Annotated in this window: 12 protein-coding genes; 8 read left to right on the top strand and 4 right to left on the bottom strand. The window is 60.0% G+C overall.

What is annotated here, in order from left to right:
• The first annotated feature begins 23 nt into the window (after positions 1 to 23).
• Positions 24 to 1,430, top strand: coding sequence for a dihydrolipoyl dehydrogenase (gene lpdA, locus PY308_RS18755; RefSeq protein ID WP_275785562.1), 1,407 nt, complete (start codon positions 24 to 26; stop codon positions 1,428 to 1,430).
• Between the two features lie 191 nt (positions 1,431 to 1,621).
• Here the strand turns inward: lpdA and ftsZ are convergent, their stop codons facing one another.
• The 3 genes from ftsZ to PY308_RS18740 all read right to left on the bottom strand — a co-directional run bounded on the left by ftsZ (position 1,622) and on the right by PY308_RS18740 (position 5,007).
• A complete protein-coding gene (gene ftsZ, locus PY308_RS18750; protein WP_275785560.1) occupies positions 1,622 to 2,665 on the bottom strand; it encodes a cell division protein FtsZ in 1,044 nt (347 codons plus the stop codon).
• A 212-nt stretch (positions 2,666 to 2,877) separates the two neighbouring features.
• Positions 2,878 to 3,972 carry a TraB/GumN family protein gene (locus tag PY308_RS18745; protein ID WP_275785558.1) on the bottom strand — a complete coding sequence of 365 codons (1,095 nt, stop codon included), beginning with the start codon at positions 3,970 to 3,972 and terminating at the stop codon, positions 2,878 to 2,880.
• A 99-nt stretch (positions 3,973 to 4,071) separates the two neighbouring features.
• Positions 4,072 to 5,007 (bottom strand): tyrosine recombinase XerC, encoded by a 936-nt coding sequence (locus PY308_RS18740; protein ID WP_275785555.1) that lies wholly within the window; start codon positions 5,005 to 5,007, stop codon positions 4,072 to 4,074.
• A gap of 134 nt (positions 5,008 to 5,141) precedes the next feature.
• Between PY308_RS18740 and PY308_RS18735 the strand changes: the two genes are divergently transcribed.
• Together PY308_RS18735 and PY308_RS18730 are read left to right on the top strand one after the other, a co-directional pair.
• The gene (locus PY308_RS18735) at positions 5,142 to 6,059 is read left to right on the top strand and encodes a GNAT family N-acetyltransferase (protein ID WP_275785552.1); all 918 of its coding nucleotides are present in this window, start codon (positions 5,142 to 5,144) and stop codon (positions 6,057 to 6,059) included.
• Positions 6,060 to 6,287: 228 nt separating this feature from the next.
• On the top strand, positions 6,288 to 8,099 hold the full coding sequence (locus tag PY308_RS18730) for a methyl-accepting chemotaxis protein (protein WP_275785549.1): 1,812 nt from the start codon (positions 6,288 to 6,290) through the stop codon (positions 8,097 to 8,099).
• A 107-nt stretch (positions 8,100 to 8,206) separates the two neighbouring features.
• On the opposite strand, the gene fsa is transcribed toward PY308_RS18730, so the two are convergent.
• Positions 8,207 to 8,860, bottom strand: coding sequence for a fructose-6-phosphate aldolase (gene fsa, locus PY308_RS18725; protein ID WP_275785548.1), 654 nt, complete (start codon positions 8,858 to 8,860; stop codon positions 8,207 to 8,209).
• Between the two features lie 94 nt (positions 8,861 to 8,954).
• On the opposite strand from fsa, the gene PY308_RS18720 reads away from it, so the two are divergent.
• From PY308_RS18720 to PY308_RS18700, 5 genes are all read left to right on the top strand, one after another.
• Positions 8,955 to 11,159 carry a primosomal protein N' gene (locus tag PY308_RS18720; RefSeq protein WP_275785547.1) on the top strand — a complete coding sequence of 735 codons (2,205 nt, stop codon included), beginning with the start codon at positions 8,955 to 8,957 and terminating at the stop codon, positions 11,157 to 11,159.
• A 119-nt stretch (positions 11,160 to 11,278) separates the two neighbouring features.
• Positions 11,279 to 11,665, top strand: a complete 387-nt coding sequence (locus PY308_RS18715; RefSeq protein ID WP_275785545.1) for an AGROH133_08824 family phage infection protein — start codon at positions 11,279 to 11,281, stop codon at positions 11,663 to 11,665.
• A 261-nt stretch (positions 11,666 to 11,926) separates the two neighbouring features.
• On the top strand, positions 11,927 to 12,493 hold the full coding sequence (locus PY308_RS18710; RefSeq protein WP_275785542.1) for a F0F1 ATP synthase subunit delta: 567 nt from the start codon (positions 11,927 to 11,929) through the stop codon (positions 12,491 to 12,493).
• Positions 12,493 to 14,022: a F0F1 ATP synthase subunit alpha gene (gene atpA / locus PY308_RS18705; RefSeq protein ID WP_275785539.1), complete on the top strand. Its 1,530-nt coding sequence runs from the start codon at positions 12,493 to 12,495 to the stop codon at positions 14,020 to 14,022. Before PY308_RS18710 ends, atpA begins: the two co-directional genes overlap by 1 nt.
• 28 nt (positions 14,023 to 14,050) lie before the next feature.
• The gene (locus PY308_RS18700) at positions 14,051 to 14,926 is read left to right on the top strand and encodes a F0F1 ATP synthase subunit gamma (protein ID WP_275785537.1); all 876 of its coding nucleotides are present in this window, start codon (positions 14,051 to 14,053) and stop codon (positions 14,924 to 14,926) included.
• Positions 14,927 to 14,949 lie beyond the last annotated feature (23 nt).

Here is a 14,949-nt window from a genome sequence, read left to right as displayed (position 1 = left end):
CCGCTCTCATAAAGGACTTTTCCATGTCTTATGATCTTATTGTCATCGGTACCGGACCCGGCGGTTATGTTTGCGCCGTGAAGGCGGCCCAACTCGGTCTCAAGGTCGGCGTCATAGAGAAACGCGCCACCTATGGCGGTACCTGCCTCAATATCGGCTGCATTCCGTCAAAGGCTCTGCTTCACGCGTCGGAAGTCTTCCACCAGACAGGCCATACCATTGCCGATCTGGGGGTTGAAGTTCCCGCGCCGACGCTCAACCTGCCCAAGATGCTGGCGCACAAGGATGCAACCGTAAAGTCAAACGTCGACGGCGTTGCCTTCCTGTTCAAGAAGAACAAGATCGATGCTTTCCAAGGCACCGGAAAAGTTGTCGCGCAAGGCAAAGTCTCAGTTACCAACGACGCCGGTGAAGAACAGATCATCGAGACGAAGAACATCGTCATCGCCACGGGATCGGATGTTGCGGGCATTCCGGGCGTGCAGGTCGATATCGACGAGACCATCATCGTGTCGTCCACGGGCGGCCTCGGTCTTGAAAAAGTGCCGGCGACGATGGTCGTCGTCGGTGGCGGCGTCATCGGGCTGGAGCTTGGCTCCGTCTGGTCGCGTCTTGGCGCCAAGGTCACGGTCGTTGAATATCTCGATACCATCCTGGGCGGCATGGACGGCGAAGTATCGAAGCAGTTCCAGCGCCTGCTTGCGAAACAGGGCATCGATTTCAAGCTCGGTGCCAAGGTAACCGGGGTCGAAAAGGCGGAGACCGGCGCCAAGGTGACCTTCGAGCCGGTCAAGGGCGGCGATGCCCAGTCGATTGACGCCGATGTCGTGTTGATTGCAACCGGCCGCAAGGCGTTCACGGATGGTCTCGGTCTTGCAGAAGCCGGTGTCGCCATGGATGCGCGCGGCCGCGTCGAAATCGACAATCACTTCCTGACGAGTGTCCCTGGCATCTATGCGCTGGGTGACGTTGTGCGTGGCCCGATGCTCGCCCATAAAGCGGAAGACGAGGGCGTTGCCGTGGCCGAAATCATTGCAGGCCAGGCCGGCCATGTGAACTACGATGTCATTCCGAGCGTTGTCTATACGCAACCCGAAGTCGCTTCGGTGGGCAAGACGGAAGAGGAACTGAAGGCGGCCGGCATTGCCTATAAGATCGGCAAGTTCCCGTTCACCGCCAATGGTCGTGCCCGCGCGATGCTGGCAACGGACGGTTTCGTGAAGATCCTTGCTGACAAGGAAACGGACCGTGTTCTCGGCGGCCATATCATCGGCTTCGGGGCAGGCGAAATGATCCACGAAATTGCCGTGCTGATGGAATTTTCCGGATCGTCCGAAGATCTGGGCCGCACCTGCCATGCGCACCCGACCATGTCGGAAGCTGTCAAGGAAGCAGCGCTGGCGACCTTCTTCAAACCGATCCACATGTAATCGACGACAACGCTCGAAGCCGCGCCTGCGTGCGCAGTGCGCGGCTTCACAGTGAATAATGGCAAATGTGCCGGATCAGGTCCGGGGCAGCCATTTACATTAGCAAATGTAATATGGTCAGGGCTTCATTGAAGCAGGACCTTTGTTCCGCATGGCACGGACGTTCGGAGCACACGGTAATCGTACCGATGTTACTGGAGCGTGGACGACCTGTTCGGGTCGATAGTTCCGTTCGCCGCCGCAGGCCGCGATCCGCCGTCCGCACCCGGAGCTTGCTGATCGAGACCGGTGGCCACCACGGAGACACGGAAAACCCCATCCAGATTCTTGTCGAAGATGGCGCCGACGACGATGTCCGCGTCCTCGTAGACCTCCTCGCGGATGCGCGTGGCCGCTTCGTCTACCTCGAACAGGGTCATGTCCGATCCGCCGGAAATCGAGATCAGGACGCCTCTGGCGCCTTTCATCGAAACTTCGCTGAGCAAGGGATTGGCGATCGCGGCTTCGGCTGCCTTTGATGCACGGCCGTCACCGCTTGCTTCGCCCGTTCCCATCATGGCCCGGCCCATGCCCTTCATCACCGATTTGACATCGGCAAAGTCGAGATTGATCAGGCCTTCCTTGACAATCAGATCGGTGATGCAGCCGACGCCGGAATAGAGAACGCGGTCAGCGATTACGAAGGCATCGGCGAAGGTTGTCTTGGCGTCTGCGATCCGGAAAAGGTTCTGGTTGGGGATGACGATGACGGTGTCGGCCGCTTCACGCAGCCGCTCAATGCCTTCCTCGGCCGCCTGCATGCGACGCTTGCCCTCGAAGCTGAATGGCTTGGTGACGACGCCGACGGTGAGGATGCCAGCCTTGCGGGCCGCGGCAGCGATCACCGGCGCTGCACCCGTGCCGGTGCCGCCGCCCATGCCGGCAGTCACGAAGCACATATGCGTGCCACCAAGATGGTCCATGATCTCGTCAATCGATTCTTCGGCTGCCGCGCGGCCCACTTCCGGAAGCGAACCTGCCCCAAGCCCTTCGGTCACCTGCGCGCCGAGCTGGATCAGCCGCGGCGCCTTCGACATGGTGAGCGCCTGGGCATCGGTATTGGCCGCGACGAAATCGGCGCCCTGCAGGCCTTCCGCGATCATGTTGTTGATGGCATTGCCGCCACCGCCGCCGACGCCGATGACAGTGATCTTCGGTCTCATTTCCGAAATCACGGGTTTCTTGATCTCTGTCATCATATCTCTCCTGGCACTCTGCCCCTGTCGCATTCCGCCAACTCATGACCGGGCGGACGCAGCATCGGCGCGAATCACGCGCGTTTTGACCTTCAGGCTGCAAAAAGGCAGAGAGGCCGCGCCGATGCAAGAGTTTCGCGCAATATTGGGGATGCATGGCGGAACGATGGCCGTATAGTCCGGTCACGATCGTCTGCGACTGGCTCGGTTGTTCAGTTGACGACGGTAAAGCTTGAAACCGTAAATCCGTCTTTTCGCAGAAGTTCAATCAGGCCGTCCGCGCCTGGAAGATGCAGCGCCCCCACGGCCATGAATACGGAGCCGCCGTCGAGGATCGGCTTGGCGCGGCTTGCCATGACCCGGTTGCGGTCGATGATGATCCGTTGCTCGAAATCTGCATAGTTCGCGCTGTCATCAGCTGATTCTTGTTTCGATACCGCCCTCATCAGCGGCATGACCATGCCCGTATCGCCGGACAGATAGAGTTCCGTCGTTGTTTCCATGACGTCGGCCAAGGTTTCGCCGAGATCGAGCGTCTCGATCAGGGCGTCGAGATGAAGCTGGACGGGCAGCGCATCGATCGCCTTCAATTGCTCGACCATGGTTTCGAGCCCCTTGAGGGTTTTCCCCTGTGTCAAGGCGTCCTCAGCGAGCTTCTTGTCGAGAAAGGACGCGCCGGCGGCTTTGCGGCTCATTTCGCAGGCGGGAAGCGCCACAAAGCTTGCAATCATCCACGGTTTCATTCTGGCCACGGCCGCGAGCGGGATGCCGCGTTGTCTGAGGCCTGCCGCCAACTTCTGCTGATCCTCCGCCGGAAGAAAGTCCTTGATCGTCTTTCCCTCCGCAAACATGGTCAGTCCCGGCTGCATCATGATGGCCGCCGCGGCCTTTCTTTCGTCAACGACCTCGTCGGATTCGATGATGACGGTCTTTGCCGTCGCGAAGGCCTGGCTTGCGCCTTTCGGCATGGCCAGCACGCGCGGGTCGGTGACATGCATCGTGCCGAGCAAATAGGATGGGGAGACGCCCGGCTTCTCGATCCTCCAGAACAGACCTTTGCCGTTCGGCGTTGCGGCCGCCTGCTTTTCGAGCGTTTCATAGCGCGCCGGATCCGATGACTTCATCTGGGCGATAAGGTTTTTGCCACCGCAGCTTTCGCCGGTTGCCGCCTGGGCCGGCAGGATCGACAGAAGCATGAGAATGAGGCTCATCGCCGCCAGAACATGCAGCGTGCCAATCAGGGCAAGGACATCGTTGCCGAATTTTTCCGCCACGGCGCGTGCCGGTCTTGCCCAGATTTCAATCATGATTCATTCCATCGCAACGAATGCCTGCCGCTCGATTTTTAAGGGACAGGTGTCACGGCACGTTTAACGAAAATGGTTAACGCGGGATCGACGCCATTGTCAGGCGCGGGGATGCGCCCGGTCGTAGATTTCCAGCAGACGCGAGGACGAGACGCCGGTATAGACCTGCGTCGTCGAGAGGCTCGCATGTCCGAGAAGCTCCTGAATGGTCCTGAGATCGCCGCCGCCGGCCAGAAGATGGGTCGCGAACGAATGGCGAAGGGAATGCGGGGTCGCGGTATCCGGCAGTCCAAGCGCGCCGCGTAGTTTCTGCATTTCCCGTTGAATGATTGCCGGCTGAAGCTTGCCGCCCTTGGCGCCGCGAAACAGGGGGCCATCTGTGGCGAGATGAAAGGGGCAGAGCGCTTCGTAAGCGCGTACGGCATCCAGGGCCATGGATAGGAGTGGAACGATCCGAGTCTTGCCGCCCTTGCCGAGAATGCGCAGCGAAGACGGTGCGCCGGCAAAATCCTGCGGCGTCAGGTCGAGCGCCTCGGAAATTCGAAGGCCGCAGCCATAAAGGAGCGTGAGAACGCAGGCATCGCGTGCGGCGATCCAGGGTTCCCCGGATAGCTGCGCGCCGTTGGTGACAATCATTAGCGCATCCGTGTCGCTCAACGGCTTTGGCAAGGATTTCGGCTGCTTGGGGGAGCGCACGGCAGCGGCGCCGGCGGCATTGGCGAGCCCCTTTTTTTCGAGATGCCGCAGGAAGGAGCGTAGGCCCGCCATTCCGCGACCCAGCGTGCGGGCACCGGCACCATCCTTGCGGCGGGCCGCAAGAAAGCCACGCAGGTCGCCGGGCCGCAGGGCGCTGATGTCGCTCAACCGGGCCGGTCCGCCCAAATGACCGGTCAGGAAATGCAGGAACTGGCGCGTATCGCGTTCGTAGGCTTCCGCTGTTTTCGGCGAAAGACGGCGCTCTTCACCAAGGGCGGCCAGCCAACGCTGCCGCTCCGCCATGAGGTCCGGATGGCCGATGATGATCAGGTCGTTCATAGCGGGCTCCACGGAATGCCTAAGTCCCGATCCTGCCGGAACGGAACTTAGGTTTTTGCTAACGGCTCTTGGAAAATGTCATGTTCGGATCATATTCACCTGCGATAGCTCAAGGGCAGACGAGGCGGGATACGATGGCAAGACGCGGTTCCTCAGGCGGGTTGAGTTCCTTCGCAGAGACGGTCGCTCTGGTTTCGCAGGGGCAACCCGGCCATATCGTCGACATGCTGATTGCCGAACGCGGGCAGCGCATCGTCCGGCATCCGCTCTGGCCCGTCATACGGCCGTTTCTCTACACGATGCTCAACTATCGCAAGGCCATCGAATTTGCAGATGGCGTGGCCAATCTGCCGGGGTTCCAGGCCTTCCAGTATCTCAGCGATATGCTGGCGCTCGACATCCGCGTCCGCAATGCTGACCGCATTCCCGAAAAGGGTGGGTTTCTCCTGGTGAGCAATCATCCCACGGGCATTGCCGATGGCATCGCCATGTATGACCTTCTGAAGCATCGCCGTCCGGACATGATGTTCTTTGCCAATCGCGATGCGATCAGGGTCAATCCGCGCTTCGTGGAGATGGTCATCCCTGTCGAATGGCGCGACGAGCACAAGAGCAAGCTGAAGGCGCGCGAAACGTTGCAGATCACCAACCGGGCGATTTCCGAGGGCAAGGCGACCGTGCTCTTCCCCTCCGGCCGCATCGCCTACTGGGCGGACGGAAGGCTCAACGAGCGACCCTGGAAGACCTCGGCGATCAGCTTCGTCCGCAAATACAATATGCCGATCCTCCCCGTGCATATCTCGGCCCGCAATTCCGGATTGTTCTACTGGCTGGCCAAATGGTCGACCGAACTGCGCGACATGACCGTGTTCCACGAGCTTTTGAACAAGAAGGGCGACGTGTTCGACTTTACCATCGGCAGCCTGATCCAGCCCGATGCGCTGGACGGGGATCCGGTCGAGGTGACGCGGGCTCTGGAGCGCCACACGGTGTTCGATCTGGCACTGAATGAGGATGCCTCGTTCGGACCTATTCCAATGAAGCCGTTCTAGCCCTCGATCGCGGTCACCGAGAGCCTGTTTCAGTGATCGCTTAAGATTGGGGTAACCAATATCCGCTATTTTTGTCCCCAGCAAAATCTGCTGGATGACCCATGTTGGCGGTCAGCCGGTTGCATGAGGCCACAGGATCCTTTCTGGCGGAATCCGGAATTGCTTCAAGCTTATATTTCAATTGAACTTTGATGGCGCGACATGCCGTGCTTTTCTGCGGAGGATTAGATGAAGCTGACCATCGCCCGGGGCCTCGTTGTCTTCGGTGCTGTTGTCGTCGCCGGCCTGATGCTTTCCATCGGCATCAAGACCTATGCCTTTAACAAACTGCGGGTCAGCGGGCCGGTCTATACGCAGATCATCTACGGCAAGGACCTCATAGCAGACATCCTGCCGCCGCCGCTTTACACGGTGGAATCCTATATGCTGGCCATGGAAGCCGTGGCCAATCCAGAACTTGCCCGAGAAAATCTCAACAAGATTGCCGGGCTGAAAAAGGCCTTCGAGGATCGCCGTCTCTACTGGAAGTCTTCTACCGCTCCCGGTTCGCTGATGTTTAAGCTGGAGAACGACGTCCTGGCACGCGGGGACCTCTTTTGGGTTGCGATGGAAAAATTTCTTTTGCTGTTTTCGAGCGGCGACGTCCCGGCGGCCGCACGAGGTCTCGCCGAGATCAAAACAAGTTTCCATCATCATGAGGCGGCAGTGAATGAACTCGTTGCCATGGCGGATGGATTTCTGAAGGAGCAGGAAGCAGGCGCGGCATCGGAAACAACCGCACTTTCCGCCGCTTCATTCACCAGCTCGATTGTTTCCGTTTGCCTGCTGCTTGCCGGTCTCTGGTTTTTCCGCCGACGGGCGGTTCAGCCACTTGCGGCCATGTCGGCTTATATGCAGATCCTCGCGGCAGGGGACTATGACCAGCGCATCCCTTTTGTGGAACGTTCGGACGAAATCGGCGCGGTTGCAAAATCCGTTTTGGTTTTCCGCGAAGCCGCGATCGAGCGCCGCAGCGCACGTCAACGAATGGAGGAAGACCGCCGAAAACAGGATGAACACGACGCCGCAACAGCGCACCAGAAACAGGACGAGGAGACAAAGCGGCTCAGGGTGATTCAGCAGTTGACCTTTGCGCTGGAACATCTCGCCGGCGGCGACCTTTCGATCCGCATTGGAGAGCCCTTTGCAGCGGAATACGAGGAGCTTCGCACCAAGTTCAACGGCGGCGTCGAACAGTTGGCCGGGACAATTGCCGTTGTGTCGCAAACCACGGCACGTTTGCAGACCAATTCCTCGGAAATCGCAGGCGCGACAAGCGACCTGGCCAAGCGAACCGAATTGCAGGCGGCGTCTCTTGAGCAGACTGCCTCCGCCTTCGATCAGATTACGGTGGCTGTGCGCCATTCGACGGAACGGGCGCAGGAGGCCAGTGGCGTCATGGCCGCCGCCCGGAGCGGCACGGAGAGATCTTCTGTCGTTGTGCGTGACGCGGTATTGGCGATGGAACGCATTGCTGGCTCGTCATCGCAAATTCGCCAGATCATTTCCGTTATTGACGAGATTGCCTTTCAGACCAATCTTTTGGCGCTAAATGCCGGTGTGGAGGCGGCGCGGGCCGGTGAGACGGGCAAGGGCTTTGCAGTTGTCGCGCAGGAGGTCCGCGAACTGGCCGGGCGATCCGCAAAGGCGGCGCGCGAAATCTCGGCGCTTATAGAGGCTTCGGCCCTCGAGGTGGCGGGCGGTGTGAAACTTGTCAATCAAACCGGCGAAGCGCTCACTGGTCTTGAGGCACACGTCCTTCAGGTTACCGGTCTGATCGGCGGGATCGAGACTGCGGCGCAACAGCAGAGCCAGGCTCTATCCGAGGTCGGTGCGGCCCTGCATCGCATGGACCAGATGACACAGCAGAACGCTGCCATGGTCGAAGAGACCAATGCCGCATGCCGCGAACTCAGCGACGAGGTTCAAGATCTTAACCGCGCCACGGCACGCTTCAACATTTCCAGTGCCGGCAGAGTCCCAACGAGGCAGGCAGCATAGCCTGTCTTTGAAGGCGCGTCTGGTCAGTCGATACGGCATCACCACCCTGAACAAAAAATAGCCCCGCGATCTCTCGCAGGGCTATTTGATCTTGAAATATAAAAATGTCAGGCGATCTTCTGGCCGGTCTTCGCCCAGTCGGCGAGGAAGGTGGCAAGGCCGGCTTCCGTCAGCGGGTGCTTGACCAGCGCCTTCAATGTTGCAGGCGGGGCGGTGATGACGTCAGCGCCGATGAGGGCAGCTTCCTTGACGTGGTTCACGGTGCGGATCGAGGCGGCAAGGATTTCTGTCTCGTAGCCGTAATTGTCGAAGATCTGGCGAATTTCGCGGATCAGTTCCATCCCATCAAAGGCGATATCGTCGAGGCGGCCGACGAAGGGCGAGACGAAGGTGGCGCCGGCCTTGGCGGCGAGCAGGGCCTGGTTGGCCGAGAAGCACAAGGTCACGTTGGTCAGGTGGCCGTCGGACGACAGGTTCTTGCAGGCCTTGAGGCCGTCCAGCGTCAGTGGCAGCTTGATGCAGATATTGTCGGCGATCTTTGCAATGACCGCCGCTTCCTTCATGATTGTCTCGTAATCGGTGGCAGCCACTTCGGCAGAAACCGGGCCTTCGACAATACCGCAGATTTCCTTGGTCACTTCCACAATGTTGCGGCCGGACTTGAGAATCAGCGAAGGGTTGGTCGTCACGCCGTCGACGAGACCGAGGTCGTTCAACTCACGGATTTCATTGACATCGGCTGTATCGACAAAAAACTTCATGGGATTCTCCCTTTCGGCGCCCGGGGGCGATGTGCTGGCTGCTTTGCTGTTTCGGGGTTTTCTTTAACGCAATCCGGAGGCAAGGTCACGACCGATGACCGAAGATTCGACCGATTTGTTTGACGGCCTGTTTTCCCGCCGGGCCGTGCCCGTTCTGGTGCCGATGCCGGCTATGAAACCATACTCTTATGTGGTGCCGGAGGGAATGGCCGTCCAAGCGGGATCGATCGTCCAGGTCCCGCTCGGCCCCCGGCAGGTGGTGGGCGTCGTCTGGGACGGCAGCGGGGGCGACGATGTCGATCCAAAGAAGCTCAAGGCCATCACGCAGGTTTTCGACTGCCCCCCGCTGACGAGGGAGATGCGTGCTTTCCTGGACTGGGTGTCCGCCTATACGGTGTCCCCCCCCGGCCTCGTCGCCCGCATGGCCTTGCGCGCGCCGGCGGCCTTCGATCCCGAGCCCATGGTCGAGGGTCTGCGCCTGACCGAACTGCGACCCGAGCGGAACACGCCGGCCCGGCAGCGGGTGATCGCGGCGGCCGACAATGGGTTTGCCTGGACGCGGTCCGGCCTTGCCCACGCGGCGGGCACGTCGTCCAGTGTGATCGACGGGTTGACGGCGCAGGGCGTGTTCGAAACCATCTTCATGTCACCGCCGCCGGTCGTGGCAGTGCCGGATCCCGACTATGCCGAGCACCGGCTCGAAGGACCGCAGAAACAGGCGGCTCTCGATCTCCTCGAAAGCGTCGAGGTTGGCGGCTTCTCCGTCGCTCTGATCGACGGCATTACCGGCTCCGGCAAGACCGAGGTCTATTTCGAGGCGATCGCGGCCACGCTGAAGGCCGGCCGGCAGGTGTTGATCCTGTTGCCGGAAATCGCCCTGACGGCCAGCTTCATGGAGCGTTTCCAGGACCGTTTCGGCACCAAGCCTGCCGAATGGCATTCGGATCTCGCGCCGCGCATGCGCGAAAAGGTCTGGCGGCAGGTGACGGAAGGCGGCGTTCGCGTGGTCGCCGGCGCGCGCTCCGCGCTGTTTCTGCCGTTTGAAAATCTCGGCCTGATCGTCGTCGACGAAGAACATGACCCTGCGTACAAGCAGGAGGACCGCGTCTTCTACAATGCCCGCGACATGGCGGTGGTGCGTGCCCGGATCGCCGATTTCCCCATTGTCCTCGTTTCGGCGACACCGTCGGTCGAAAGCCGGGTCAATGGCGATCTCGGCCGCTACAAGCCGATTCACCTGCCAACCCGCTTCGGCGATGCCGCTCTGCCCGATCTCGGCCTGATCGATATGCGCAAGCACCCACCGGAGCGCGGCGGCTTTCTGTCGCCGGTAATGCTGCGCCATGTCGGCAAGGCGGTGGAGCGCGGCGAGCAGGCGCTTCTCTTCCTCAACAGGCGGGGTTATGCGCCCCTGACTCTGTGTCGTGTTTGCGGCCACAGGTTCCAGTGCCCGGATTGTTCGAGCTGGCTGGTCGAGCACCGCTTTCGCAACCAGATCCAATGCCATCATTGCGGGCATGCGGAGCGCACCCCGGACAGTTGTCCGGAATGCGGCACCTTCGATCACCTCGTTGCCTGCGGGCCGGGCGTCGAGCGTATCGCGGAAGAAGTCGACCGGCATTTTCCCGATGCACGCACCATCGTGCTCTCCTCCGACCTTATGGGCGTCAAACGGCTGCGGCTGGAGCTGGAAGCGATTGCGAAAGGCGAGGCCGACATCGTCGTCGGCACGCAACTGGTGGCGAAGGGGCATAATTTTCCGATGATGACTTTCGTGGGCATCGTCGATGCCGATATCGGCCTTGCCAATGGCGATCCGCGCGCGGCGGAACGCACGTTTCAGTTGCTCAGCCAGGTCACGGGGCGGGCAGGGCGCACGGGGTTGAAGAGCCTTGGCCTGCTGCAGACCTATCAGCCGCAGCACCCGGTGATGCAGGCCATTGTTTCCGGCGATTCGGCAGCGTTCTACGAGCGAGAGATTGGCGAGCGCGAGAAAGCGCTTCTGCCGCCCTTCGGCCGTCTCGCCTCGATTATCGTGTCGGCCGACACCCGCGCCGATGCCGAGAGCCATGCGCGTGGTTTGCGCCAGGCTGCACCCAAGGTCGGCGGTATCAGCATTCTGGGGCCGGCGGAGGCGCCACTCGCTCTCATCCGCGGTCGGCACCGTTTCCGGCTTCTGGTCCACGGGCGCCGCAACAGTGACATGCAGGCCTTCGTGAAGACAATGATGGCCAACGGGCCGAAGATGCGCGGGTCGGTGAGTGTCCAGCTGGATATCGATCCGCAGAGTTTTTTGTAGGTTGAAGTTTCCTTATCCGGTGACCGGCGAACCTTCGTATTTCCAACCGCAACCGTAACCGATTCCTTTTCAAAGAATGTTGCGTTACATCACAGCCATCGCCTGAACAGGAGAATGCTATGGAGTTCTACATTCCAACAGAAACGGGAGAGTTCCTGGCCTTTTGCGCAGCCGCCGTCACCGCGCTTATCGGGCTTGTTTTCCTTTTTGCGCCGCGTCTGGCTTTTCGCGCGCTGGGAATAGACGTTCGGGAGGGGCGGCGCGGAGGATTTGCCGAGGCGCGCTCGACGATGGGTGGTTTCCACTTGGGACTGGGCCTTGCGGCGCTGCTTTTAGCGCAGCCCATGGTCTATCTCGCTCTTGGCGCCGCATTTGCGCTCGCAGCGTTCGGACGTATTCTTTCCATGCTGTCCGATGGCGGCAATACGATCGCCAACTGGTTGTTTCTGGCCGCGCAGGCGTCTCTTGCGGGCTTGCCGCTCGCCTATGTTTTCGGCCTTGTCTAAGTAAATTTTAAGCAGGCATAACACGATCGCGGCAGCTCATACCTGCATTTTGGCGAAATTTGGCCGAAAGGATTGCGACTTATCGTGCATTCCTGCCGTTCGCGTGTTGCGAGTCCAGATATCCTATGCTAGACGAACCGCGACTTGTGGGGGACGCGAGCCGCCCGGCTTGGATACCTCAATAAATATCGCAACAGATTCAAAGCGTTGGGTTTACGGTTCTCCGCAGGCTTCACGCTCGAATTAAAATCAGAGAAGCTTGTGCCCGTGGCAGACACATCCCAGCTTATTTCCGGTGTTGCAGAAAGATACGCGTCTTCGCTTTTCGATCTTGCGCTGGAAGCGGGATCGGTGGAGAGCGTCGGATCCGATCTGGACAGGTTCCAGTCGTTGATCGACGAAAGCGCCGATCTGAAGCGTCTTATCGTCAGCCCGATCTTTTCTGCCGACGACCAGTTCAAAGCCATTTCCGCGATCATTCAGCAGGCCGGCATTACGGGTCTGGTCGGTAATTTTCTGAAGGTGGTTGCGCGCAATCGCCGCCTCTTTGCGGTGCCCGGCATCGTCAAGTCCTATCGCGAAACTGCCGCCCGTCATCGGGGCGAGGTTGCCGCAGACGTGACTTCGGCCCATGTGCTCGATGAGGCGCAGACACAGGAATTGAAGGCGGCGCTCAAGGGCGTCACCGGCAAAGACGTAGCGGTCAACGTCACTGTTGATCCTTCTATTCTCGGTGGTTTGATCGTCAAGGTCGGGTCCCGCCAAATTGACACTTCCCTTCGCACAAAGCTTTCGAGCCTTAAGCTTGCACTGAAAGAGGTCGGCTGATGGATATCCGCGCCGCGGAAATTTCCGCAATTCTTAAAGATCAAATTAAAAATTTCGGCCAGGAGGCAGTTGTCTCCGAAGTCGGTCAGGTGCTTTCCGTCGGTGACGGTATTGCCCGCGTCTACGGTCTGGACAATGTCCAGGCCGGTGAGATGGTGGAATTCCCGGGCGGAATTCGTGGCATGGCGCTGAACCTCGAAGCCGACAATGTCGGTGTCGTTATCTTCGGTGCTGACCGCGGCATCAAGGAAGGCGACATCGTCAAGCGCACAGGCGCCATCGTAGACGTTCCGGTTGGTCCGGAACTGCTGGGCCGCGTCGTCGACGCGCTCGGCAATCCGATCGACGGCAAGGGCCCGATCAACGCAACGCGCCGCTCGCGCGTCGACGTCAAGGCTCCGGGTATCATCCCGCGCAAGTCGGTTCATGAGCCGATGTCGACAGGCCTGAAGGCGATTGATGCTCTGATCCCGGTCGGCCGCGGCCAGCGCGAGCTGGTCATCGGTGACCGCCAGACCGGCAAGACCGCGATCATTCTCGACACGATCCTCAACCAGAAGGCCATTCACGACAATGGCCCGGATGCTGAGAAGCTGTATTGCGTCTATGTCGCCATCGGCCAGAAGCGTTCGACGGTTGCCCAGTTCGTCAAGGTGCTCGAAGAGCGCGGCGCACTGAAATATTCGATCATCGTTGCCGCTACTGCATCAGATCCGGCTCCGATGCAGTATCTTGCACCGTTCGCCGGCTGCGCGATGGGTGAATATTTCCGCGACAACGGCATGCACGCCCTTATCGGCTATGACGACCTGTCGAAGCAGGCCGTGTCCTATCGCCAGATGTCGCTTCTGCTGCGCCGCCCGCCGGGCCGCGAAGCCTATCCGGGCGACGTTTTCTATCTGCACTCGCGTCTGCTCGAGCGCGCCGCAAAGCTTTCAGACGCCAATGGCGCTGGCTCGCTGACGGCTCTGCCGGTTATCGAAACGCAGGGCAACGACGTGTCCGCGTTCATTCCGACCAACGTGATCTCGATCACTGATGGCCAGATCTTCCTTGAAACGGACCTGTTCTACCAGGGCATCCGCCCGGCGGTGAACGTCGGTCTGTCGGTTTCCCGCGTCGGTTCGGCCGCTCAGGTCAAGGCGATGAAGCAGGTTGCCGGTTCGATCAAGGGCGAGCTTGCCCAGTATCGCGAAATGGCTGCCTTCGCGCAGTTCGGTTCCGACCTCGACGCTGCAACGCAGCGCCTGCTGAACCGCGGTGCGCGCCTGACCGAACTTCTGAAGCAGCCGCAGTTCTCGCCGCTGAAGACGGAAGAGCAGGTCGCCGTGATCTTCGCCGGCGTCAATGGCTATCTCGACAAGGTTGCGGTCAACAAGATCGGTGCCTTCGAACAGGGCCTGCTTTCTTACATGCGCTCCGAAGGCAAGGGCATTCTCGATACGATCCGCACGGAAAAGGCTATCAGCGACGACACCAAGGGCAAGCTCAAGGCTGCTCTCGATAGCTTCGCGAAATCCTTCGCCTGATCGGGTTCCAGTAAGGACGGATTAACGGATGCCTTCACTTAAGGATCTGAAAAACAGGATCGCCTCCGTCAAGGCGACGCAGAAGATCACCAAGGCGATGAAAATGGTCGCCGCGGCGAAGCTTCGGCGTGCCCAGGAAGCGGCCGAGGCTGCAAGGCCGTATTCGCAGCGGATGAGTGCTGTTCTGTCGAACATCGCGCAGGCTGTGGGGACGGACGACAGCGCGCCATTGCTGATGACCGGGACTGGTCGCGACCAGACGCATCTGCTGGTGGTCTGCACGGCGGAACGCGGTCTTTGCGGCGGCTTCAACAGCCAAATCGCCCGCTTTGCCCGCGACCACGTGCGCAAGCTGCTTGCCGAAGGCAAGACGGTCAAGATCATCTGCGTCGGCAAGAAGGGCTATGACATTCTGCGCCGGGAATTTGCCTCGCTGATCATCGACCGCGTCGATCTGCGTGAAGTCAAGAAGATCGGCTACGAGAATGCCGACCTGATCGGAAAGAAGATCATCGGTCTCTTCGAGAAGGAAGAGTTTGACGTCTGCACGCTGTTCTACTCCGAGTTCAAGTCTGTCATCAGCCAGATACCGACAGCGCTGCAACTCGTCCCGGCCGCCGTGCCTGCCGAAGCCGCCGTCGATACCGGTGCGATCTACGAATACGAGCCCGACGCGGGCGAAATCCTCAGCGATCTCATCCCGCGCAATATTTCGGTGCAGGTTTTCCGGGCTCTGCTCGAAAACGTTGCCGGTGAAATGGGTGCCAAGATGAGCGCGATGGACAACGCCACGCGCAATGCCGGTGAGATGATCAACAAGCTGACGCTATCGTACAATCGTCAGCGCCAGGCTCAGATCACCAAGGAACTCATTGAAATCATTTCGGGCGCGGAAGCGCTCTAAGGTTAGGACAAGAGGGTAAGAAT

The organism is Pararhizobium gei, from assembly GCF_029223885.1.
Lineage (GTDB): Bacteria > Pseudomonadota > Alphaproteobacteria > Rhizobiales > Rhizobiaceae > Pararhizobium > Pararhizobium gei.
This window is presented reverse-complemented; position numbering and strand designations above follow the sequence as displayed.